This is a genomic window from Vibrio breoganii, assembly GCF_001677275.1.
GTDB classification, from domain to species: domain Bacteria; phylum Pseudomonadota; class Gammaproteobacteria; order Enterobacterales; family Vibrionaceae; genus Vibrio; species Vibrio breoganii.
The window spans coordinates 275,809-297,949 of record NZ_CP016179.1 but is presented as its reverse complement, the minus strand read 5'-3'; the positions used below and the strand labels follow the sequence as shown (position 1 = coordinate 297,949).

Here is a 22,141-nt window from a genome sequence, read left to right as displayed (position 1 = left end):
GCTCTTGTTTTTCAGTGACACCCTACCGAGCTACCGGTCCAAAGATTGCTTGAACTCGTTCTTGTACTTCAGCACCTTATAAATGTAACCCCTCGCCTCAGCATTAGGGTGTTTATTTCTCAGAACCTTATAGGCCGATTCAGGCGTATGCTTATTGATAACCTCTATCGCTTTTGCTGGACCTCTATGACCAAACGCCCTGAACACACCACCAGTACCGCCGTTGTATGCGGATATCATCGCGTACTGACGAACAATTGGATTTTCTATTTTTGCAAGATAACGATTCTTAAGTAGCCAGAGGTATGAGGTACCCACATCCACATTTATTGCAGGGGTCATCAACTCACGTTTCGTTGGCGGACGACTCCTACCTTTCATTAACTTATAAACATCGGTACCCGCAGTTGAAGGGATCACCTGCATCAAACCAAACGCGCCCGCCCAACTAACGGCATACGGGTTAAACGACGACTCTGTTTTAATAATGGCATAAATTAAAGCCTCACTTATTTGATGCTCCTTGGCCGCTTTCCTTACCAAATCGGCGTACTTGTAGTCTTTTCCACTCAAGAATACTTGCCCATCATATCGAAACGGAAACTCCACATAGTGAGCGGTATGAAAATCTACTATTTCAGTTTTCATATAGCGCTCAATCAAATAGTCGGCATACTGCCTAGTTCGCCATTCCCAACGCAACTTATTGCCCTCATGATCACGAACCCGACCGTACAGGAAAGGTTCACCACCTAACTCAATCGCGCTCTCATCAAAATATTCAACCACATCAGGATTAGCCGGTGTTAGAAGAGTGGTGATTATGGCATCACGTAAAGCCGCCCGAGGAAAGCTTCGATGGATAGTGGAAACCTTGATCATTTCCGTCTGAAAATTAACATCACTTTTTGAGTGATAGTTGTTTGTGTACTTTATGAAATGGTGCGGAGCATCAGGACCGAGATCCCTTGGTCGCCATTGCTCACCTAAACCCTCAACAAAGATAATATCTTCGGTACCTTGATCATCCTTCCGGAGCTCAAACTTGCCTGGCAGTGGTGCCAAATTGTTCATTGCAGCCTTATTTGTCAGCGTATAACGAACCCCAACATGCTCCTCAATAAACTCTCGACTGCACCCAGCAAGGACAACAGTCACTAACAACACCCATATCGCAACTTTCACGGCAAATCCCAAAAACTCCAAACAATCTTTGGAATACGGACGCTAGATACACCCTCGTTGCTGTCTGCACGCTTTTAAAACGCGACATCATATTTTGCCCTTCCGACGACACATACACCGAACGTGCTAATTCGTTATCGAGGGATACATGCCGTTTATTTTGTCTGCAACACCAGAGTTTCCATCTAAGTCTTTTTCTTCTCTATTTATGTATGACGTTGAAACATCTGGACTTGAGCATGCTCATTCACAAATCACCGAATTCGGTGCGATCTCATGTGACATGAACCTAGAAGAGCGGACAAGAATCGAAGAACTAGTGGTACCACGCGCTGACATCATACCGGCGGTTGAAGCTTACGAAGTTACCAAGATTGATGTCGACGACCAAATGCAAAAAGGCATTACAGAGCGTCAACTTGCGGAAAAGGTCAAAAGCGCGTTAGGTAAAGGGGCTGTGCTAGCGGGTTATAATAATATTGCCTTTGATAACACGTCCATTCGCCACCTATTTTATCGAAATAACATCAGTGTATTCGAGCACGAGCGCTTCGCCCTGAACTCTACACTTGATGTACTTCAACTAGTTCGCATGTGTTACACCTATCGACCTGGCATTTTAAATTTCAAGCTAAAGGAAGATGGCATTAAGCCATGCATGAAGCTGGAATCAATGTGCTCTGCTAACGGCATTGAATTGACCAACGCCCACGCCGCAATGGCCGATATATTTGCGACCCTAGAACTTGCCAAAATCATCAAGCAACGCGCTCCCGATCTTTTCGACTTCGTTCTTAACTGGGATAAGTTTCGCGTCGTGGAAACGGCAGAAATGGGGTGCGCTGTATTCTATAGCGCCATGTTCCACTCCGTTAATAAACGCTATACAAAATGCATCTTGCCAATCCTCGTCACCAAGAACGTGATTTACGCAATTGACCTTGCAAAGAATCCCAGCGAAGTAACAGAAAAAGACCTGATCAGGCTTTACCCAAACAAGCTACCAATGTTACGCGCGGCTGACCAATACGCCCACGCTTGCTTTAAACGATTCGACTTAGACGCCAAAGCCTCTGAGCAACACTACCATGTCGCCCAACAAGAGATGGACAAACTCAAGGCACTAGCAACACAACACGAGCGTGAGAATGGCTTCAAGAAGCTAGAAGACCTCTCTCTCAATGAGCGTATATATGACTTCTTTAGCAGAGAGGAGGAATCACTTCGCCGCCAACTCTTCAAAATGGAGAGCAGTGAGTTCACAACTGAAAATCTTGGCACATCAGTGGATGGCAGTGACAGTCGAGTGATCGAATTAGCACTTTGCCAGAACTACTTACAGAGACCAGAACTCGATGCCAAAACCATTTCCGAGGCTGACAGAGCAATCCTGAAAAAACACTTAGCCAGAGTATTCTCGCCATCCGAACACCTGACGGAAACAGAGCAAAAGCTAAATAACATCGAGAGCTCTAATCGGCTAAGTAGCGTCAAACGCACCCTACTCAAAGTCAAAGCACTACATGAGCGCAATAAAGCGTTCTACGCAGAACTTTAAACAATAAGGCGCTTTTCAAATGGCTAATATTGACTACATTACCGACTACAAAGATGAGGTTGGTGCTGAACTAGCGGCGAATGCCTCTATTAGACAGCTCGATATTATCGGCCCTATCGTAGCCAATACACATGCCATAAAGCGCCCTCTGCTCGCAGCCGCTTACATTACAAAGGTCTCTAAGAAACGGCCTTCTCGTATTCGCTCTCAATGCATCTTAGGTGCCTTGCACCACATGGAAACCCAAACTTGGGTTGAGCTTATTATCGAGCTAGGCATCCTTAACTGGGAATTTAGAACGCACGCCAGTGGCAACACCTATTGGGCGGAATCTTTTGCCTTCATTTGCGCAGAAGAAAAACCGGGTACCCTAGCCCTGCTTCTTGAACACTATCGTGATACAAGACCGAATATAAGCCACCAGCAACTAGAACGGACTCTACTCGCCAGTTACCGCTCTGCGAGCTATCACGCAGACGACAGCATCCTTACGTCTCACCCGCTCCGCTGTGACATCACAGCATTAGAGAAGATCGGAGCGAGATTACCAGCCGACGCGCCCTTTGTGTTCTCGTTTAGCACATTACCTGGCAACTCCAATGTGTTTGCCAACCAAGATAATCAACACGCCATTGCACTAGGCCATTTTCTTTCAGGAACTCACGCAATTTTCCGTTCTTTCATGAAGCGTAATAGCCACCTTCAGGTACCGCTGTGCAGGGTTATTCAAAAACACGTCTTTAACAAAGCTCACTCAATGCTTGATGACATGGACGTTGTTCGGGACAAAGAATTAACACAAACAATTCACACCGACTTAATTGAAACAATCGACTATCTAATCAAAAAGAGGGTTTGACCATGCAGATGTACTCCGAGTTTGAAATTCAAATCACAATCGGTCTTAGCGACAGTATTGCCGTAACATCACTACAAGAACGAGAAGTGAATGAATTAAGAGAAGTAATTGAAAATGGCTTTAATCTTGCCGTCCGAAATGACATCGAAATGTGCGGCGTTGCTGATTGGTGGAATTTCTTGCCGCTCGACCACCCAATTTCAGAAGGGACGTATCTAGTTAAAGGGATCGGGTTCTTTACAGAAGATGAGGCGTGCTATCACAAACTGGAGATTGATCCAGTCACCCAGGTTTGAACACCAACTCATGCATTCAGAAGATTTACTTTGACTACTAACCCTCGAACTACCGAATAATCGGTTCATTCAAATCCATAATTGGAGATCAGGAATATGTCAGACAAAGTAAAACTTCGCATTTGCGTGATATTCACCATCATCGCAGCATTGGCCACTATTACATTCATCATCACTGAACATAGAAGTGACGATCCTGGAATGTATATAGGCCCTATCTTGTTCAGTGCTGGTGGATTCTATCTATCAGCAATGAAGACGCTATTTGTCGAGCGAAACATGGCAAATAGACACTACTAAAACAGAGCCCACTATCCTCCTCGGATGTGGGCTTTTTGTTACCAGCGTTCATCAATGCATAACTTAGTCTGATCACTTCTTTTGGCTACCAACAAGCGACAAAGAACGCAAGTATCCGCCAATTCCTGCGACATCAAATCGCAAACACGCAGTCGTGGCACATTCTCCCGCACTCAAAGACACCATCAATGCTTCGAGCGTCTCTTAACTACAAAAGGCCGATCAGAAAAAAACAGGACACGTCACAAAAATAGGGGGCCGATTTGTTATTCTCGCCGCGCCGCCAGATTCTAAGTAACAACTCGAAAAGCAAAGACAGGCAAAATTGTGAACTCATTAGAAATTGTGGCTGAGAACAATGCACTTTACGACGACTCACTGCATAAGGCTGTAATCGACAGCAATTTGTTATGCGACTTCAAAAAAATTCAGGTCACACCTCAGCCTGACGGCTTTGCAGTCGGCACATACATTGTCTTGAAGCCCGAAAGCCGTTGGCAGTGGCTGGCCGATTCTTTCATTATAACGAAAGATCTTGTCGATCTTGTGAGTGATTACTGCAACCAGACTATGCCAGACACTGCTGCCGCACGAGGGCTGCGAGATGAGTGGATCCTGAAGGTCTCGCTGTTGCGTCATAATGATGAAACTCTATTTCTAGAGAATCCATTCACCAGTTTCTAACACTAAATTGACGCTCGTGTGTCAGTCAAACTTTAACTGAGTCACACTCAGTCTCTTCACTGAATCGGCTGACACAATATTCGTAATTTGCGTCTGTAATTTGCGCCTCAGAGATGTAGGTCTTAGCAACAAACGTAGTGCGTTCTGGGGAATCATGCCTAACAGATCCCAGCAGCATCCCACCAACGTCATCGGAGATCGGAATATTCAAAGGCATCTCAGCTGACCGAAAGATCTCATTCTTATTTTCAATAATGGCACCATAAAAAAAGCGGATAGCATCTGTAATATCGAGCGACTGCATTCGCTGTATGTAACGAGCCAGAACGTGAATAGCGTGAAACTCGACATTCAACATTTTACCCATCTCAACAAAACTCGCGTCTCTCTTCGCTTCTTTTGATGAATAGATAAACCTTTCTTCGTAGTTAATCATGAGCATCTCAACCGTCAGATTGTCCATTTCCACTGACCTATGCGTGACACGAGTGTGATCAAGAATCAATGCAAAACCGGCCCTGCGAGATAAAACAAAAGGTAGGACGTAGCGGGCTTTCATGTACTCTGCACACATCCGCTCAAAATGAGTAATTCGTTTCTTTACTGGTATACCAGCCATCAACTGGTCACATAGGCGCATAATGGCCTTACTACTTTGTGGGGTACGTTGACGCTCGTTATGTGTTTTAACGTTTTTAATAAATCTTTTTGCTAATCCCTGCGACAGTGACTCATTGATATAACCGGATTTCGGCATACCAGGAAAGGGCGCATCATTATTTTCCACAACAACTCTCACTCAATAAAATCAATGAGCGCACTATATAAGCCAGTGTAAAAATCTATACATCAAGGTCGATTTTTGCGTAACGTCTTCCAAAAATGAAAAGGCCACCTCCCCACAAGTGGGAAAGCGACCTTCAAAAACTAACTTACTTGGTTATAACTAAGTGAACACCTGAGACCGATGTACCTTCAAATGAGCCTGAACTCACCTCAGATTCATCTGCATCAACAGACTTCAACCACTCTCTAAACGCCTTCGCTTTTGCCGTTAAACTAGTCAGATATGACGGCGCAATTAACGCAGACAACACCCCACTTTCATCCAACAACGAATAAGCATGATAGACATGCTGCAACTCTACGAACTTACCCCAAGGCGGGTTCAGCATTATTGCAGTCATTGGCCTATCAACACCAAATGAACCAAGTGAAGTATCAAGAAAATCGAAAGCATAAGGATGATAACCCTTTGCCTCCAAGATTCTTCTATTATCTTCCCATATTTCATTGGTAATGACCGGTAAACCTAGCGAACGAACAACATCTGCTATAGCACCATGGCCAGCGCTCGGCTCTAGGATTAAACTGGATGAATCCAGATCAAGCCTCACTCGAACAGCGTCAACAACACGACGAGCCGCCTCATCTTTAGTCGCAAAGAAAGCCATCTCTTTTGCCTTACTCTTAACGACTACACCACCTAACAGACCGCTCAGCACCTCACTCGGAGTTTTACCACTAATGATAAATTTTCCTCGCGAGTATTTGCCACCGGCCTTAATTAGCACCTGACGTATCTTGGCATAATGCACCAACTGCTGAGTGGGCAATACGATTGCGTTCCCCTCAATTGTTAGCAGTTTTAGCTCCTCCACTACACCATCAGGTAAAGACGACTTAGTGATTGACACTTTTCTAACTGCCTTAGCTTGCTGCTCTACATCACCCATACCTACAGGCAAAGATTCAGCTACAGGTGAAATCCTGTACTTAAGCGGCACTGTATGAGGGTCAATTCTACAAACCCAGAAACCCGTACTTAACTTATTATATGAGGCATATACATCGTATGTTGCAACGCCAGCCTCTAATGAGTCTGCTAGGTACAGTGTGAAATCACCAACTCGTGAGCTATGAGACTTAACAAACAACTCCTCCTCTAAATACAACTTATCGTTAGAACCGTTTTTAAGATGAATAACACCACCTGTAGGCTTTTCAGATATCACATCTTTCCAAGCATACTGATGGAACCCATCCAGAATCGTCATAGATCTCGTAAACGGATTATCGAGCCTCCTATCGAGTCGATAGAAGAGACGCAATGCACTGTCTCTATCAATAGCCGGAAGAAGGAATACGCGTTTTCCATTGGGCTTCTTGAGCGTCAGGAATAATGAATCCCTGTAATCCAACAATTCAAAATCATGACCTACAATCTTAAACGTACCAACGTCTAAATCGCGTTCTTTGTACCCATAGATGACTCGTGAATCCCAACGTATCGTAGACATAGTCCAATCAAGATCAACGTACGGCTGAGTACATACCGAGCCAAAAACACCAGAAAGATACCCTTCTGTGCTATCTTTTCGATCGAGGAACTTATCAGCCTGAGCTATCGATCTCTTATCAAACCCATCTAGTAGACATGGTTCTTCAATATCTCCAAAACCAAATAATGTTAATTGTGTCATTAAGCTTCCTTATCGGCTTTACGCCGTAGTTACTACACTCAACCATTGAGCGCATGCCTCCGTTACGCCAAGCCAACTCCAAAACAACACAATCTCTGACCAATGAAAAAGGCACTAACGCATATCGGTCGCCCAAACTCAAAACATTGAACTAGCTCGGTAAAATTCCCCTCAACACCCCACCAAAACGATTATGGATGAAAAATGTACGGGTCTTCTTTCAACGAACATATCGAGAGCTATGAGCGCTGTTGTTAATCTAAACCCAGTCATCTATGAACTAAGAAACACATTAGAGAAACGACTTCCAAATCACACTGTGACCACCAAACAAATCTTCGGCCGCTATATCAGCCTTAGTGTTGACGGTCTTTGCATTGTTAGATCACAGATGAACACGCTGTTCTTTGCCCTTATTTGCAAGTGCAATAACCCAAACTGCCGTCTCAATAAATTCACTACCGATGTAATGAGCGCATTCTCAGAACTACAAGCTGGTGGAGACACACTGTTCTACGACATTGGTACTCCAGATTTAGAAACTGCTACGCAGATGGCGATGGATATATTTGCCTGCTTACTTACAAGGTCACTACACGGAAGCGAAAAGCTAATACAAAAAGGCTCTATTATGCGTAGGCTTGCAGTGAGACTTCATTCAATTGGAATATATACTGTTTCGGATTTAAATTACTACGGAATAATCAATACGTTTCATAATCTAAAAGCTCAGTATAATAATGAAATTACAGATAAAGACTTGTATTCGTTATTTGCGAGAGTAAATAACAAGAACGTTTTATTTATTAGCCAAGAAGAAAAAAGAGATTTGAAATTGCAATCAAATAAGGAACTGGCTAAGAGAATCCACAAAAACATCAGAGACAGCCACTCTCGCCTTCTTCATGTCAACGCTTAAATTAGCGTGACCTAACACGCATCAAAGCCATAAAAGTAGACCTAAGTCACCTTATGCGGTTGCTGGCTTCGTAAATTACATGTGATTTAGATCACTCATTTTTGCGTGTTATCTCACAATGTAGACCATTTCCCTGTTCTCGTGATTTACAATGTAGACCATTTAAGGGTTTATTTGGGTCGCAATGTAGACCATTCCGTATAATTTTACTGTATTTTTTGGGATGCAGATCAAGCTTTGTCGTTTTGTATTATTTTATTTCTTCAATTATGCAATCTAATTGTTCATAATCCTTTCCGTCCTCAAGGCAACGATATATAACTTGAGGTAGACGGATTATTTTTACTTGCTGAGAAGCGAGATTTGGAGTGGTTATTATGCAACAGCGTGCAAATTCAGAGTGGGTTATTAATTTTATCGAGAGCGTTCTATCTGCTCATACTCGCGGGAGCCAGAACAAAACTCGTATTGGCACCATGTTTGGCGGACAGTGCATTTTTTACGGAGTGGAGATCTTGGGTGAACTATGCGCAGAAGGTGACGGTGTTTACTTGCGCGCTCGCCGTGGAGATTGTGATGCATTTACTCGCCAGCGCGCTCAACCAAAAGGGACCGAGCAGGTTTATCTAGAGTATTATCACGTATCTACTGAGTGGCTAAAATCAAATCAAGATCGCGCTGCAGACCTTATTCAAAGAATCTATGACCGAGCTACACTGGAACGCCACCAGCGCAAGCAACCAAAATTGTCTACTTACCTAAATTTTTCTCGCACGATTGCGAATCTTCTGAAAAAAGTAGGCGTTACCTCGGTTGATGAATTTATGATGTGCGACCCGTACGTTACTTTTGCACGTATTCGTCAAGAAGTTAGCAAAGAAGCGTCACCACTGGTATTGGTTAAATTTGTCGCGACCAAAACTAATCGCCACTTGGGACTCGTACCAAAGTCCGAGCAAAGCGATATCAAACAAAAATTCTTTAGCGAGTACGAGCTAGCAGAAGAGGCATAATTCGTAGCTCATCCCCTACCTCTGAATAATCAGCCCGCACTTTATTACGTTAATGTGCGGGCTTTTCATATCCCACCATTTTCTACCCAGCGACCGCGATAATAGATCCAAGCCTTATCTCTCATATCTACTACCTGCAGGTACGGGATGTAACCAGGCCTCACAATCCAATCGTATAAGCGAATCTTTACATCAAAAGGCAAAGCCGGAAGCGTCCCCCAAAGGCGACCAGTTATTGGCCTGAACCACAGGCAACCATCTGAGCACAAAGCCAATTTAAAATCAGTCGTCTCCCCCGCCCAATACGAATACGGACCAGAATAGACCTTTTCACTGACTATCTTGATTGTAGAACTCACGAATAGAGCGCAACAATTTTATTCCTCAGACGCACCTTATTAGCCTGAATATCTATCAGGTCTTGGCGAGCATAAGCTTGACCGACAGTATTACCATCAGAGATCGGCGAGGTGAGGAACTGATGAACTGCCACTTCATCTCGGTTCAGATTATCTAAACACCAGCTGTAATATGATTTCTTGATGCGAGCAAACAAACCCAACTCCATGATGGCCTCCAAATATATGGACTGGTTATATCTCAACCACTGAGAGCAGGAGATTATTCGCACATTTTTTACGAGCTATTACGTATTTTTGGAATCAGAACAACCTCACCCACTAAAGAAAATCAACACACACCACCTCAGCAATCGCTTCCGACTATTAGCCAGCATTACTAGAAGCCACGATTATTCCCGAGCTTCCAAAGACGACGTTGGAGATTAGAAGAAACTATGCACTTTTTGATTTTACTGGTGTGCCCATACCTCTACTTTTGGTTGGCAGAAAAGCAAACCAAAGAAGCGGGAAAGGAAAAACTCTCAGAACTGACCAAACGATACAACAACGAATCCAACATCTACCTAGTAGCACTATTGCTGCCTGCACTAATGGCCGTTTTCTGCGCCATTATGGTAGTTACTGCGCACTTGAAAGCTAATGGCACCACTTCTAGTGGGCCTGACATCAACAAACTTATCGCCGTAACCCTTATCTTAATTGCGTACTCGTTCGCAGTTTTGAAACGTTACTACAAGTTTGTGCGAGCATTCATTAGACGCGACCTTCTTCTTGATAACGAACTGCAGGAAATCCCACTAACAGGAATCGACTCTTTCAACTGGCGATGGCTACTCCCTGACAGTCTTCATTTTCTATCGCAATTAATCGCGACCCGAAACCTAAAGCCGACTCTTGTCGATCCGACGAAGAAACCACACACTGCAGTTTGTGCATCGTCATTCTCAGCAGGCTTCGCTCAACTTATGGATTTTGAACACAACTTTGTTCGATACCACGTTTCATCTGCCTATCAAGGTGAACTATCTGGTACGCCATTCATTGGCGCCAGTGTCACCGGCTATACGGAGCGACTAGTTCGCAAAGAAGGGAAGTCTAAACGAGAACACAAGAAGAAGACCAAGCACTTCCTCTATTTCAACAACCACTATCTGCCTGCAAATGTAGATATAGACTCTGCAAAACTCAGCAAGAACACACTACTGAGTGACTACGAGACAACTTCAATTGAATTCAATAAACAATTCAAAGTGCATGCACCCGATCGTTCTCTTGCCGCTAACTTGTTAAGCCCAGCAGTTATCTCGTTACTTCTAAGCATAAAGTCCCCATTTCGACTCAGAACGAGTGAAAACTTTGTGGTGTTCGAGCTTCGTAGCGACTTCCTTTCACAACAGGATTTCAGCTACTCACACGCATTGAATTTCGACAATATCTTGAACGATATTGAAGGGCACACGGACCTAGAAATAATCGCTGGTTTTCAGGCATTACTGGCTAACATGAATGAATTTTTCGACAACAATTACGAGAAGGATAAGTAACAGTGGAGATTTTTATAGGCACACTGGTCACCCTAGCCATTTACATCATCTGGGTTAACAACACCATTATTAGTCGATATAACACAGTAAAAGCATCATGGAGTGATGTTCTCACTCAACAAAATGAAATCATCAAGGTACTTCCGGTTCTCGAAAAAGCCATTTCGGGCCACAAGGAGTACGAGAAGGAAGTCATGACGAAGGTGACCGAACTGCGCACCTCAGCTGGTGGTGTTCAAGAAGGCAATATTAATCCCTCTGCCCTAAATGACGTCCAAAGTAAGATTGGCGCCCTACAAACAGCTATAAACATAGTCCAAGAGAACTATCCAGATCTGAATACGCATGAGCTGGTTACTGGGTACATGAAAGCAGTTGAAGAAACTCAAAAACAAGTGAGCGCAGCACTACGTCTATTCAACGCCAACACCATGAAATACAACGAAACGCTCCAGGTATTTCCCAACAACATCATTAACAACTTAATCTCTAGAAAGAAAAAACTGAGCTTCTACACCGATCAACAAGCAGAAGACAATTTCACCTACAAACCTGACTTCTAGAGCACAAAAAAAAGACACAAACCCCCAAAGGGAATTGTGTCTTCTATTAGCAACCTTCGTGTTAAGCAGCTTGCGCCTTATCAACTGTCGACAGCAACTCTGTCAGCACCGGATACCCGCGTAGATCATCAACTCTAACGCGAACTTTATCCATTAAGGCGTTCGTGTTTTGAATCCATATTTCCTTACACTGGAAGGCGTCGGCATACAGCAGATAACTCATCTCCTGTGTAACGTCCTTATGCAAGCAATGCATCTTCTGGTAGCGCCTTTCAACACCACGAGACAATTTACCCAACTTTACTAAATCATCAGCGCTCAATTGCAGACCAATCTGCAGTGGATTAAACACTAGCTCGGGCTCGCCATTCATTGGCTTGCCTCTCCTAGTGAACCTTACCGCCTTTAGACCTAGATAACGCATTGGGTTGTCATCCACTGAAATCCAATTGGCATCCGTTGTAGGCATCAACTGCTTTGTGTCACGCCAGAACTGAACTTTCTTCAGTGCGTACGGCGCTTTAATCTCTAAAATTGAAGCAGTGATTTCTGACTCATCAGCAGATAATCGCATAACTCTTACAGGTTTCGACATGTCTTTTTCCTTTATTAAACAATAACGTTTAGGCTATTCGCCAATAACCCATTTTTGGGTGTTCCTGCTTAATAAGACAAAACACATTAGAGCAGCACCATGTCGCAGACTATTCCTGAACAAACTAGACACAAAAAAGGCCAACTCAAAGAGTCGGCCATTGTCGCGAATTAATTTAACGAGTATGTGCGGAATTCTCCGTCTATAGCGCAAGCTTAGGCGGAGATGGATAGCACGCGCCCGATCATTTCGGGCGATCTTGATTAGCAATATAATCAGCCAAAACTTCCAACGGTGCACCTCCAGCTGTAATAAGGCAGTATGCACGTGACCAAAGTGCGGGTTTCCAGTAATACTTTGTCATGTGCTCCTGATACTCCTTACGCACAAGTCGACTGCTAACAGTTTTTAGGCTGTTTATTAGCTTCGCTGGCTCAATGTTAGGGTGCAACTCCAGCATCAAGTGGATATGGTCATCTTCACCGCCAAACTCCAGCACTTCAACATCCCATTTAGCACACTGTTCTCTAAATATAACTTCCAACCTTGTTAAAATCTCATCGGTGAAGCACTTGTTTCTGTATTTTGTTACTAACACTAAGTGGTATTTTAATTTATAAACGCAGTGATAATGGGAGCGCATAAAGATATTGACCTGTGACACTAAAGGAGTATAGAGTAATGTTATCTTACTTTTAGGCGCTTGTCATGGCTCGCAAAAAGAAATCAAAATTTGATAATTCCAGTCGGGTGTTAATGGCAAATGTCAAAAACGGTTCGACCAACCACAAAACTGCAAAACGCTTAACTCAAATCTCTAGACGTATATCTAATCGCGCCAACTACATCATGCGAAAAGACTTGTTTACTGGTAGAAAACCCGACCAAAGCAAGGTTGATAAACTACTTAAAAAAGGTAGGTTATCTGAATCTGACATCGAGCTTTATAATCGACTGCCTGCTGCTGTGGCACAAAGAGTTATTCAGATTGTCGGTGACAACTGGAAGTCTTTTGCAGCAGCTAAGGCTGATTGGAAGAAAGATCCAACTAAATACTTAGCAATGCCAAAACCACCTAAGTATGTAAAACACTCCAAAGCAGTTTACATCCCCTGTAGTTCATTTTTTATCAAAGATGACGCTATCCACTTTGCTAAAAAGTTAGGATTAGAACCTGTTCGCCTAGAGAAAGGGAAGTTTGAAGATCAACTTTATAACCCTAAAGCGACCACCAAAGTTGTCAATGAGGTACGCTTAGTGCCTACGGGTAGTGGCTTTCGCTTTGAGATTATCTATGACAAGCACAAAACTTTAGAATTTGTATCAAGCAATACTCATAGCGTGTTGCTTGATAAGGGTTCTTTTCTATCTATTGACCTTGGAGTTACCCGTTTCGCATCATTAGTTTCAAATAAGGCTGACTTGAGTCCGATCCTTATAAATGGTGGTGACATGAAGCGCATAAATCAGTGGTACAACAAGCGCTGTGCGCAATTGCGTTCTCTCAAAAAGTACGGTCATATCAAAGCCGTGGCAGAAAAGAGAAATCGGAAAATCAAAGATAAGCTACACAAGATATCCAAACTCATTGTAAATCTATGCTTAACACATGATATTGGTACGGTGATAGTCGGTAAAAACAAGCTGTGGAAGCAAGATATAAATATCGGGAAAAGGAATAACCAAACCTTCACCAATTTACCCCACGCATTGTTTATCAGTATGCTTAAGTACAAACTGCGAGAGGTTGGAGTGAACTTGGTTGAGCAGGAAGAAAGTTACTCAAGTAAAGCCTCATTCTTAGATAACGACTCTGTCCCGACTTATGATGAAAAGAAGATTGTGAAACATGTCTTTTCAGGTAAGCGCTATAGGCGCGGATTATACCGCTCTAGAGATAAAACTGTTATTCATGCAGACCTAAATGGTGCTGCAAACATAGCAAGAAAAGCAGGTCACGAAGGAGCAATCTTAGTGTCTGGCGGCGTAGTGACAACGCCGATACTGGTAGGGCTATAGCCAGTATTAAAAGGAAAGCAATGTAGTGATACTTGCCTAATTTAGCCATTTGCAATTAACACGTTCGTGATAACTGCAAGTGACTGACATGGTGCTACAACGTCTTACCGAAGCTCCACCCATAGCGAGCCCCGCTAGTTTGGTTGGAGTAGTTCACCTCGCTATGCACCTTTAGCATTAACGTTATAATCGTCGCGTCCGGCATTCCAACCTTGCAGCCACGCCGAAAACTCTGCGTCACGGTCTTCGTAATTTCGATGAGGGTTGTAGTGCGAACTGTACCCCAAGTAAAAACATTTCTTTCCGTGTTCAAAAGCTTCGCGTTCGTTCTCAGTCATTGTTTGTGATTCTCTTAGTTAACGATTTGACTGTACTAGGGCATCTAAACCACCAGCAAACCGACTGTTTCACCGCTTTTGGTACCGATGATGTACGTGCAACCCACCCCACTTAGACGTAACCGTTTCTTTAATGACTAAAGGAACGAAATCGTGAAGTACAACTGGAAACAGCACCCTTGGGCAAAAACAGGATTAGTCGAACTTGTACCCACCGAAATTCTGCACTTACTGAGCAATCCAGAAGTGAGCGACAGTACCGACGACGCACAAGGCATCATTAAACCTGCATCCACCGTGTGGTCAGAGATAAGAACTGAAGGCATGAGAGATCCACTGTTAGTCATTGTGAATATAAAGAAGCAATCTATTCGCCTTGAAGCAGGTAATCATCGATGCCTAGAAGCTCTTTTGGATGGTATTCGACTACTGCCAGTGGCCGTAATCATCAATCCGACAGCGCACATGTACGAAGGAAACGGGCGCCACCTTCTGGATGCGAGCAAGCTTATCGATTTCGATAACCTGTTAGATCAGGCATATCCTTACCAAGTCGCTTTTTCGGATATCGTAAAGAAGAAAGGGATTAAACAATGGGACCTGGCTGAATGGAAAGAAGCACTCTCATTTCTGCCGTTTAAGTAAAAAAAGACAGCGGCAAACTGAAGGTTTTGCCGCTGCAAAAGTGCAAGTGTGGGTGTTACCACTGATTCTAATAATAAGAGACGTTTTGATACAATGAGACCATCAAAAGGCAGGGCTAGAATACCCAGAATTACACCTTCTCATTAATTCAACGCCCACTATTGCGAAATATCTCGCAGAATATTCAGGATTCGGATTCAGAGAAACGGCCCAATGACCAGTAATCACGAACATGAAGCAACGGCGAAGCAGGCAGATCCTCACATTCACCCTCAAACCCAGAAGCAAAAGCAGAAGATCCAGTGACTTCACCGTCATCACCTAGGCACAGTATTGGACGGTCACCCCACCGCTTAGCCAATCGATAATCCAACTTACCTCTAGGCATCCAGATCATACAAAGAACCGCGTTATCTTCTTCCTTTACCAGATCGATAGTCTTTAAAGCATCCATCGCTAAGATTTCTGTGATTGGCCTATCGGGTTCACGGTCACCCGCTATAACAGTGAAGCCCAACTCACGCATCGCTTTAGCGAAAAAACCTCGACCGGCACACGGATCAACCAGTACCGCTGCTGGTGGCAGAACTGAAGCTATTTGACGCGCCATCTCTTTTGTTATGACCCCGTACATTCCCAATTCAGCGATATTTCCGTGAATTTGAAAGCTCTTCTGCTTAACATTCACCTCAGCCATTACTGACTCAATATCATCACTAAAACTCACAGGGATTTCCTCTGGAAAGATCTCACCTATAGTCTCTGGCACTTCGCCAGCCAACAACTGCTCAAACAACTCCGGAGGCAAACTTCCTTCGTAAAACATTCCTAAATCCTGCATCTAACTAATTCCTTTGAGGCACCGCTGCCTGAATAACCCCTATTTTGCGAGGCATTACGCAAATATTTTACCGCTCATTTATGAATACTCATGACTCACCTAAATTACCTTCTTGCGATAAAAGGCCAAGATTGAGAGCAATGAAAATCTACAATGAATTCATCGTACTAGACGGCGAAGAATGCCCGTCAGATACAGACATTACAAGCACACTAATGCAACTGCTCGATGACACTTCTATCGCGAACGGTATCTGCATCATCCAAAGTATAGATGAGCTATGCAGCCTCGAGCTAAGAAGCCTTGGTGTCACACCACAAGCGTACTCCTCACAAAATACATTTGAAACCATCATCGTTAAGAACAAGCGTTTTAATATCGAGACCGATAACAAACTCTGCCTCGTTAAAAAAACACCTTTAGACACACCGATTAAAGTCTCTGTGATGTTCATGGGAACTGTTTAACCGATTATGTTTCACAACCATTTTCCAACAGATTGCGATTCAGCCTACTTACTCCTGATTAATTATCGAAATCAAACTTAACCGTTTATCTGGAGAATATGTATGGCTATCACAGCAGTAGAAATGAAAACAAATCTTGAAGAGGCAAAGCGAGGCGAACCACTCTACACAAGAGAGCAATTACTCGCCAAGAAGGACGTCATTAAAGGATTAGTTAAAGACGGATGCAGCAAGAAAACGTTGCGAACCCTGCTTTGCATTTCGTACAAAGAAATAGATGACCTAATTAAAGATCGTCTCGGCTAAAATCAGAAAAACCAAGTATTCATTACTTGGTTTTTTCATGTCAAAACCGACCACAATGACCTGCCAGGTACCCAGCCATAAAGAAGAGGATGCACACAGTGCATCCCCAGCATCCCCTAAAAAACGTGTCGTCAGAATCGCTCTAGAACAACCTGACCATTTGGACCATCCAAGTACAGAGTCTCATTTTCAAACGAGACAACAGACCACGACTTCATTGCACCAGCAAAGGTCGATTCAACGTCCATAGCCGGCATCGCACAAAACATCATTGTCATCCCCATGTGAGGGATTCGAAAAGACCCCGCCTCATATTCAGCGCGTCCAATGAAATTATTACAGCCCGCGTTCCCACTTACCTCCATACGCTCAGTAATCAACAAGCTTGGCCTAACAATCTCGCCACCAGCAACAATCACTTCTCCATTCAAATGAGTGACTTGCCACTTACCTGCTAAATTCTGAGAATCAGACATCTCGGCTTCCACCTTTCCACAACCAACCAGAGTTACCCCTGCTACAGCTAAAGCCAAAGTAAGTTTCTTCATTATAAATTCTCTATTCAACCAATACTGGCACTGAGTAGTGCAAACAGAGCAAGGCGTCGAATAGGTTGACTCAAATAAAAAGTCATCCACCCCAAAAGGAGTGAATGACTTAATAAGCTAGTAAATTATATAACAGCACAGACAGAACAACGTGCAGTGCCACTCATTTCCTCTTCAGAGAATTCACGAGCAACATCTAACGTCGGTGGCCTCCAATGCCCCATACCGATGATTTCACCCATCGATGCTGGTTCAACTTCTAGGCTCTCCAAATACTCCACATCACGAGACATTTGGTAACCTGCGATAGGCACCTCTTTGTGCATCTTAATGCTTTGTTTTGCAGCGTAGGTATGACAGACACGTTCAATTGCTTGAATTGTGTAAGCCACCTCCGCATAACTGCGAGTTGGAAACCAACTAAAAGCATCACCACCGTAGTTCACTTTCGGTAACACACCTTTAGGAAACCTAATGGCATACACCGCGATGTGACTTTCAGTGTCATAGCGCTCAGAACTGCAGAACGAAGCACGAGCCAACACGTATCGGTGATAGTAATAACCCTTCAAGCTATCAACTAACCCCGCCGCCGATGGCGAGTAAACCACAAGGCGATTACTCCATACATCAATCGGTGAGGCACTACCTCCCGACATCAAACCGGAATAACGATAGTGCTCCACTGCAACATAGAGAACTCGCTCTTGCTCAAACACCTCTGTCGGTGGCTTAATCTTCTTAGCTTTCTTCTTTTTCTTTTGCGACTCTGGAGTCACAACTTCCAATGAAGAATTAAGAAGCTTATCCACATCAACCGGAATGTATTTGGGCTCATCATTACCAGGATTCGCACTTGGATTCAACGCATACTCAGATTCATCCAACAACTCACCAGGGGATTCCTCCTCTAGATCAAACATTGAGATAAAGTCTGCGCTAGCACCTTTCTTAGCCTTTTTCTTAGCTTTTAAAATGGCACTACCTTGCGCATTGTCCTCCAACTCACCCTTTCGCACGCTATCTGCTAAACCTTTATCTAGCCAATCCCAAGTAACGCTAGATTCAGCGTCCACTCGTTCACTTTGACCGAACAGATTTTGCTGCTCAAAATGGGGCTTACCCAAAGTCAGCAACGCAGGCTGCGGGTAACAGGTGTAATACCCGTAGGGTGACGGAAAACCATCAGGTACACGCTTATAACGCTCAAGCAATGATTCAGGAAGACGCTCATAGGAAGCGAACTTATGAAACATCCTTCTATCGCCGTGATAGAAAGCAATATGCTCATTAATGCTCATATAGAAACAACCAACACAACCCGAACGACTGCGACCGGCAGCGTAAGAACTGTTAATCAATTCCAGTTCAGAAGCTATATTTAACACCTCTTCTCTAGACACCTTCTGACTCACAAATGGCATTTCTGCATCTGCACCATCAAAAGTTGGCCCTACGCGATCACGCTCGTCCCATCGTATCCCAGCAATACTAAGTGCCACGTTCGACTCATTAGAGTCGTCATAGCCACCCACTTCCTCGATTTTAGATGTGATGAACTCGTTGTAAGGCTTGATTTTAAGCTCACTCGTACAGCTTCGATTTCGCGCGGATGGCAAGAAACCATTACCACCTTCAATCAAATCAAACAGCGTCTTGTTACCGAGCACCTGAATGTTCACACCCAGCATCGCTAGGCGTTCAAACACAGGCCAAATAGCCTCTGGCTCCACCCCCGTATCGTTAAACACATAGGTAATGGGTAACTCAGGGTTTTTGATGGCAACCACTGCAGCTAATGCCGCACTGTCTACACCACCGCTTTGACCGCAAAAAATGAACTTGTACTGCTCCAGATCTACAGTCCAATCCCAGTTAGGGATCGTTCTATTAACAACCGACTCAGCGAGCTGTCGATATCTGCGAACTCGCTCAAATTCCTCGGGCGATACTGTGCTTATTTCAGTAGTTTTCTTTACTAGTTTTTTCATGTCGATACTCCAAATTTACTGTTAAGTAATGTCAAATAAGGTCTTAGACCCCATTCGTTTCGGAGTATGCAAAAAGACAGCTAACCCTTAAGGTTTAGCGTCAGAATAAAAACATCTATCAGGAGCGACCAGACACCACTTCATTTTTGAAGTGCGATATGCACGCCGAACATCTCAGCTATCAAAATTACTCATTTCCGTGGAGGACAAACAAGATCTAGACTCACATCAGTTAAGGAAAACTGACTCATTAAAGGATCGATTTCCGCGACTAGAGAACACACATGAAAAAACTGCTACTACTATCTTCCGCATGCATCCTGTTATCCGCTCCAGCACTAGCAAACCCAAACATAGAAGTTCTCGCAAAGGACAAAAGCTTTGATACGCACGTGAGAGCTTCCTTTGATGATAGCGAAATGATGAAGGCCTGTTACCTCGATATATACAACAACGATACTGCTATTCGAGTCCAGGCCGTGAAAATGACCATGCCAAACGAAGAGCCAACCATCATGAAGCACGCAACGTTAAATATCATTGGCTTTGATGCAGAGAAGCCGATTGAATTAAAATACACAAACAACATGACCGGACAGAGCCAAACTATTGTTTTTGAACCGGATCCAGTCAACGATTATTGGTCAGTACTTGAAAATCACTACACTACCTTAACCAAGGTCGGTAAATGGCAAGCCATTCAAGGCATGAAAGTGAGAGAAGTCGATAACCCGATTGGGAACGACATGCTGGTGGATGCAGCTGTGAAGGATTCATATGCGCGATGCGCAAACATTGCAGTCAATAGCTAGCAGATACATGCACAAAGGCGACAATATTCTTATTGTCGCCTTTGTAGTAATAAATCTAGACCATCAACTCAGTCGAGCACGTTGCTCATACAGTCGTTCAGATAGCGCCTTTATTCTTGTCTTGATAATGCCTACCTCAAAATAGAGGTGAACCATATAGTTGTCGTCAGTGCGAGCCAATTGCTGAATTTCTAGCATCGACTGCTTATCATTTAAAGTTCGAGTCAAACTCGCCTGAACCCAGCGCAAATACGCGATATTGACCTTTATTTTGGCAACCTGCCACCAACTACATTTCATTACAAACACCTCAAGACTTAACTACACGCAATAGAAGCTTCAGCGCTTAATTGCTGCGATGTATCTCCAATCAAGAAACGCTAGTTAAAACAGGACAACGCTGAACTTTTCTGCGCTGATCTTTAGTTAGTATCTGCACCGGACAAAGGATGACACTCCAGTTCGACATAGATGGCCTGTAGTAAGCAAACTTACCTAAGTGCTTTACGTTACCTGTTTTCCAGTCGATATCGCCATTCGATACCGTGTGCACAACACCGGTCTCAAGAATTTTAATATCAACCTGTACATCATCTTTGAATGAGGGACTTAACGAACGCTCACGCCAGGCAAACCCCAAAACTATCTCATCAGGATAAATCGACCAACCAGAATGACCTCGACGATCCATCCGGTCGTTAATGGCAACAGTAATACCGAGTTGTTTTACTTGCTTGACTGTAGGGTACATTATCTCAAACTCCCATCTGAGCCATCAAGCGGGAGAACTGACACTCTCTCTCTCGATGCATTTGAATAGCTATCTCTTTGGGGCAATAGTCCGTGTGCTTTGCATCAACATCTATCATCAATAACTTGTGGTGATCGCGGCTGATTTTTTCGAATACCCAGCAATGACGAATCTCCAGACCACGGCGCAACGTTCGAACTCGGCCTTGTGATACATCTAATCTCTCAGATATCTCCAAAACACTAATCCCTTCGGCTTGATGATCAAAGTAGATGCGAGCGATATCTTGAGTATCGGTATCACGAACAAATTTAAGACTGCGATTCAACATTCGATGTGAAACTGGATCCACGACTAACAACTCCGCATTTACAAAATGAAGTCGCTATCGTCCACTATTTAAAGGGTGGGTATACCTACTCAACAAATTCTTACGTGATATCTCTCAAAAATGACCCATGCTTTTCCAGGCCCACACAACTCTAAGTATCGTTTTCATATACACAACGAAACCAGACCAGAGCGGATCTACTCACTGTGACAGAACTTAAACTTAGAGCCAAACGCTACGAGAAAGAAGAAGACAAGGCATTCTTCTCCATAACACTATCGTGCACAGACAAAGCCCTACTAAAACACAGCATCACCAAACTTAAACTGCACCCACATACGCAAGAGTCATTTTGCGTGAGCGACGGGTTCTTAATGGGCGCAAATGGAACAGCAGACACATCATTACAACTAAGTTTACTTGGTGCACATCAGGTGTCTGTATATGCTGTAATAACTAAAGGGGGGGAGGTTCAGTTTGGGGCCAGCACAAAATGCGGGAAACTGTTCGTAACGGATAAGCTTTCGTCGAACATCGCACTGTCTAACTCTAACTACTCGAATCTGTAATCAATCACTGATGAAACTAGGTATTTTCTTGATTCTATGCGCTCTTGTAGCACCAATTGGCGCAATTATCGTCACTACAGTCGCCTTGATATTCATCACTGGCTATACGTGTGACCGGTTTACCACTTATGTTTTTGCAATGCGCGATTACGTAAAAAACGT

Annotated in this window: 28 protein-coding genes; 15 read left to right on the top strand and 13 right to left on the bottom strand. The window is 43.6% G+C overall.

The annotated features are described in order from the left end of the window. Positions 1–30 precede the first annotated feature (30 nt). Positions 31–1,185, bottom strand: a complete 1,155-nt coding sequence (locus A6E01_RS20630) for a murein transglycosylase domain-containing protein (protein ID WP_065211433.1) — start codon at positions 1,183–1,185, stop codon at positions 31–33. Positions 1,186–1,333: 148 nt separating this feature from the next. Between A6E01_RS20630 and A6E01_RS20625 the strand changes: the two genes are divergently transcribed. The 5 genes from A6E01_RS20625 (at position 1,334) to A6E01_RS20605 (ending at position 4,882) form a co-directional block, all read left to right on the top strand. Next, complete coding sequence (locus tag A6E01_RS20625) at positions 1,334–2,743, top strand: exonuclease domain-containing protein (protein WP_065211378.1); 1,410 nt, start codon at positions 1,334–1,336, stop codon at positions 2,741–2,743. A gap of 19 nt (positions 2,744–2,762) precedes the next feature. Continuing rightward, positions 2,763–3,602, top strand: a complete 840-nt coding sequence (locus tag A6E01_RS20620; RefSeq protein ID WP_065211377.1) for a hypothetical protein — start codon at positions 2,763–2,765, stop codon at positions 3,600–3,602. A gap of 2 nt (positions 3,603–3,604) precedes the next feature. Beyond that, positions 3,605–3,898, top strand: a complete 294-nt coding sequence (locus A6E01_RS20615; RefSeq protein WP_065211376.1) for a hypothetical protein — start codon at positions 3,605–3,607, stop codon at positions 3,896–3,898. A 96-nt stretch (positions 3,899–3,994) separates the two neighbouring features. Next, positions 3,995–4,198 (top strand): hypothetical protein, encoded by a 204-nt coding sequence (locus A6E01_RS20610; RefSeq protein ID WP_065211375.1) that lies wholly within the window; start codon positions 3,995–3,997, stop codon positions 4,196–4,198. Positions 4,199–4,525: 327 nt separating this feature from the next. Beyond that, a complete protein-coding gene (locus A6E01_RS20605; protein ID WP_065211374.1) occupies positions 4,526–4,882 on the top strand; it encodes a hypothetical protein in 357 nt (118 codons plus the stop codon). A 25-nt stretch (positions 4,883–4,907) separates the two neighbouring features. Here the strand turns inward: A6E01_RS20605 and A6E01_RS20600 are convergent, their stop codons facing one another. Both A6E01_RS20600 and A6E01_RS20595 read right to left on the bottom strand, forming a co-directional pair. After that, positions 4,908–5,669, bottom strand: a complete 762-nt coding sequence (locus tag A6E01_RS20600; protein ID WP_065211373.1) for a hypothetical protein — start codon at positions 5,667–5,669, stop codon at positions 4,908–4,910. A gap of 145 nt (positions 5,670–5,814) precedes the next feature. Next, on the bottom strand, positions 5,815–7,365 hold the full coding sequence (locus A6E01_RS20595; RefSeq protein WP_065211372.1) for an SAM-dependent methyltransferase: 1,551 nt from the start codon (positions 7,363–7,365) through the stop codon (positions 5,815–5,817). Between the two features lie 241 nt (positions 7,366–7,606). Here A6E01_RS20595 and A6E01_RS20590 point away from each other — a divergent pair, with 241 nt between their 5' ends. Together A6E01_RS20590 and A6E01_RS20585 are read left to right on the top strand one after the other, a co-directional pair. Further along, positions 7,607–8,284, top strand: a complete 678-nt coding sequence (locus tag A6E01_RS20590) for a TfoX/Sxy family DNA transformation protein (RefSeq protein WP_065211371.1) — start codon at positions 7,607–7,609, stop codon at positions 8,282–8,284. 377 nt (positions 8,285–8,661) lie between these two features. Further along, entirely contained in the window at positions 8,662–9,297 is a 636-nt protein-coding gene (locus A6E01_RS20585) for a TfoX/Sxy family DNA transformation protein (protein ID WP_065211370.1), read from the top strand. Positions 9,298–9,652: 355 nt separating this feature from the next. Here A6E01_RS20585 and A6E01_RS20575 read toward each other — a convergent pair whose 3' ends face one another. Then, positions 9,653–9,865 (bottom strand): hypothetical protein, encoded by a 213-nt coding sequence (locus A6E01_RS20575; protein WP_065211368.1) that lies wholly within the window; start codon positions 9,863–9,865, stop codon positions 9,653–9,655. Between the two features lie 228 nt (positions 9,866–10,093). Between A6E01_RS20575 and A6E01_RS20570 the strand changes: the two genes are divergently transcribed. Together A6E01_RS20570 and A6E01_RS20565 are read left to right on the top strand one after the other, a co-directional pair. Then, the gene (locus A6E01_RS20570) at positions 10,094–11,203 is read left to right on the top strand and encodes a hypothetical protein (RefSeq protein ID WP_065211367.1); all 1,110 of its coding nucleotides are present in this window, start codon (positions 10,094–10,096) and stop codon (positions 11,201–11,203) included. Positions 11,204–11,205: 2 nt separating this feature from the next. Further along, positions 11,206–11,766 (top strand): LemA family protein, encoded by a 561-nt coding sequence (locus tag A6E01_RS20565; RefSeq protein WP_065211366.1) that lies wholly within the window; start codon positions 11,206–11,208, stop codon positions 11,764–11,766. Between the two features lie 61 nt (positions 11,767–11,827). Here A6E01_RS20565 and A6E01_RS20560 read toward each other — a convergent pair whose 3' ends face one another. Next, the gene (locus A6E01_RS20560) at positions 11,828–12,361 is read right to left on the bottom strand and encodes a hypothetical protein (protein WP_065211365.1); all 534 of its coding nucleotides are present in this window, start codon (positions 12,359–12,361) and stop codon (positions 11,828–11,830) included. 244 nt (positions 12,362–12,605) lie between these two features. Further along, complete coding sequence (gene tnpA, locus A6E01_RS20555; RefSeq protein ID WP_082961425.1) at positions 12,606–13,004, bottom strand: IS200/IS605 family transposase; 399 nt, start codon at positions 13,002–13,004, stop codon at positions 12,606–12,608. Positions 13,005–13,069: 65 nt separating this feature from the next. Here tnpA and A6E01_RS20550 point away from each other — a divergent pair, with 65 nt between their 5' ends. Further along, the gene (locus A6E01_RS20550; protein WP_065211364.1) at positions 13,070–14,380 is read left to right on the top strand and encodes an RNA-guided endonuclease InsQ/TnpB family protein; all 1,311 of its coding nucleotides are present in this window, start codon (positions 13,070–13,072) and stop codon (positions 14,378–14,380) included. A gap of 161 nt (positions 14,381–14,541) precedes the next feature. Here the strand turns inward: A6E01_RS20550 and A6E01_RS21385 are convergent, their stop codons facing one another. Continuing rightward, on the bottom strand, positions 14,542–14,718 hold the full coding sequence (locus A6E01_RS21385) for a hypothetical protein (RefSeq protein ID WP_156744669.1): 177 nt from the start codon (positions 14,716–14,718) through the stop codon (positions 14,542–14,544). A 153-nt stretch (positions 14,719–14,871) separates the two neighbouring features. Here A6E01_RS21385 and A6E01_RS20545 point away from each other — a divergent pair, with 153 nt between their 5' ends. Continuing rightward, positions 14,872–15,363: a hypothetical protein gene (locus A6E01_RS20545; protein ID WP_065211363.1), complete on the top strand. Its 492-nt coding sequence runs from the start codon at positions 14,872–14,874 to the stop codon at positions 15,361–15,363. 184 nt (positions 15,364–15,547) lie between these two features. Here A6E01_RS20545 and A6E01_RS20540 read toward each other — a convergent pair whose 3' ends face one another. Further along, on the bottom strand, positions 15,548–16,189 hold the full coding sequence (locus A6E01_RS20540) for a hypothetical protein (protein ID WP_133152945.1): 642 nt from the start codon (positions 16,187–16,189) through the stop codon (positions 15,548–15,550). A 155-nt stretch (positions 16,190–16,344) separates the two neighbouring features. Between A6E01_RS20540 and A6E01_RS20535 the strand changes: the two genes are divergently transcribed. Then, positions 16,345–16,671, top strand: a complete 327-nt coding sequence (locus tag A6E01_RS20535; protein ID WP_065211361.1) for a hypothetical protein — start codon at positions 16,345–16,347, stop codon at positions 16,669–16,671. 102 nt (positions 16,672–16,773) lie between these two features. Continuing rightward, positions 16,774–16,977 (top strand): hypothetical protein, encoded by a 204-nt coding sequence (locus A6E01_RS20530; RefSeq protein ID WP_065211360.1) that lies wholly within the window; start codon positions 16,774–16,776, stop codon positions 16,975–16,977. A gap of 131 nt (positions 16,978–17,108) precedes the next feature. Here A6E01_RS20530 and A6E01_RS20525 read toward each other — a convergent pair whose 3' ends face one another. Then, on the bottom strand, positions 17,109–17,525 hold the full coding sequence (locus A6E01_RS20525; protein WP_082961437.1) for an META domain-containing protein: 417 nt from the start codon (positions 17,523–17,525) through the stop codon (positions 17,109–17,111). A 125-nt stretch (positions 17,526–17,650) separates the two neighbouring features. Continuing rightward, on the bottom strand, positions 17,651–19,516 hold the full coding sequence (locus A6E01_RS20520; protein ID WP_065211359.1) for an adenine nucleotide alpha hydrolase family protein: 1,866 nt from the start codon (positions 19,514–19,516) through the stop codon (positions 17,651–17,653). 284 nt (positions 19,517–19,800) lie between these two features. Between A6E01_RS20520 and A6E01_RS20515 the strand changes: the two genes are divergently transcribed. Next, complete coding sequence (locus tag A6E01_RS20515; RefSeq protein WP_065211358.1) at positions 19,801–20,328, top strand: hypothetical protein; 528 nt, start codon at positions 19,801–19,803, stop codon at positions 20,326–20,328. 63 nt (positions 20,329–20,391) lie between these two features. Here the strand turns inward: A6E01_RS20515 and A6E01_RS20510 are convergent, their stop codons facing one another. From A6E01_RS20510 to A6E01_RS20500, 3 genes are all read right to left on the bottom strand, one after another. Beyond that, entirely contained in the window at positions 20,392–20,628 is a 237-nt protein-coding gene (locus A6E01_RS20510; protein WP_065211357.1) for a hypothetical protein, read from the bottom strand. 70 nt (positions 20,629–20,698) lie between these two features. Then, positions 20,699–21,079, bottom strand: coding sequence for a hypothetical protein (locus A6E01_RS20505; protein ID WP_065211356.1), 381 nt, complete (start codon positions 21,077–21,079; stop codon positions 20,699–20,701). Between the two features lie 4 nt (positions 21,080–21,083). Beyond that, entirely contained in the window at positions 21,084–21,431 is a 348-nt protein-coding gene (locus A6E01_RS20500) for a hypothetical protein (protein ID WP_156744668.1), read from the bottom strand. Positions 21,432–21,616: 185 nt separating this feature from the next. Between A6E01_RS20500 and A6E01_RS20495 the strand changes: the two genes are divergently transcribed. Beyond that, positions 21,617–21,979, top strand: coding sequence for a hypothetical protein (locus A6E01_RS20495; protein WP_065211354.1), 363 nt, complete (start codon positions 21,617–21,619; stop codon positions 21,977–21,979). The last annotated feature ends 162 nt before the right edge of the window (positions 21,980–22,141 follow it).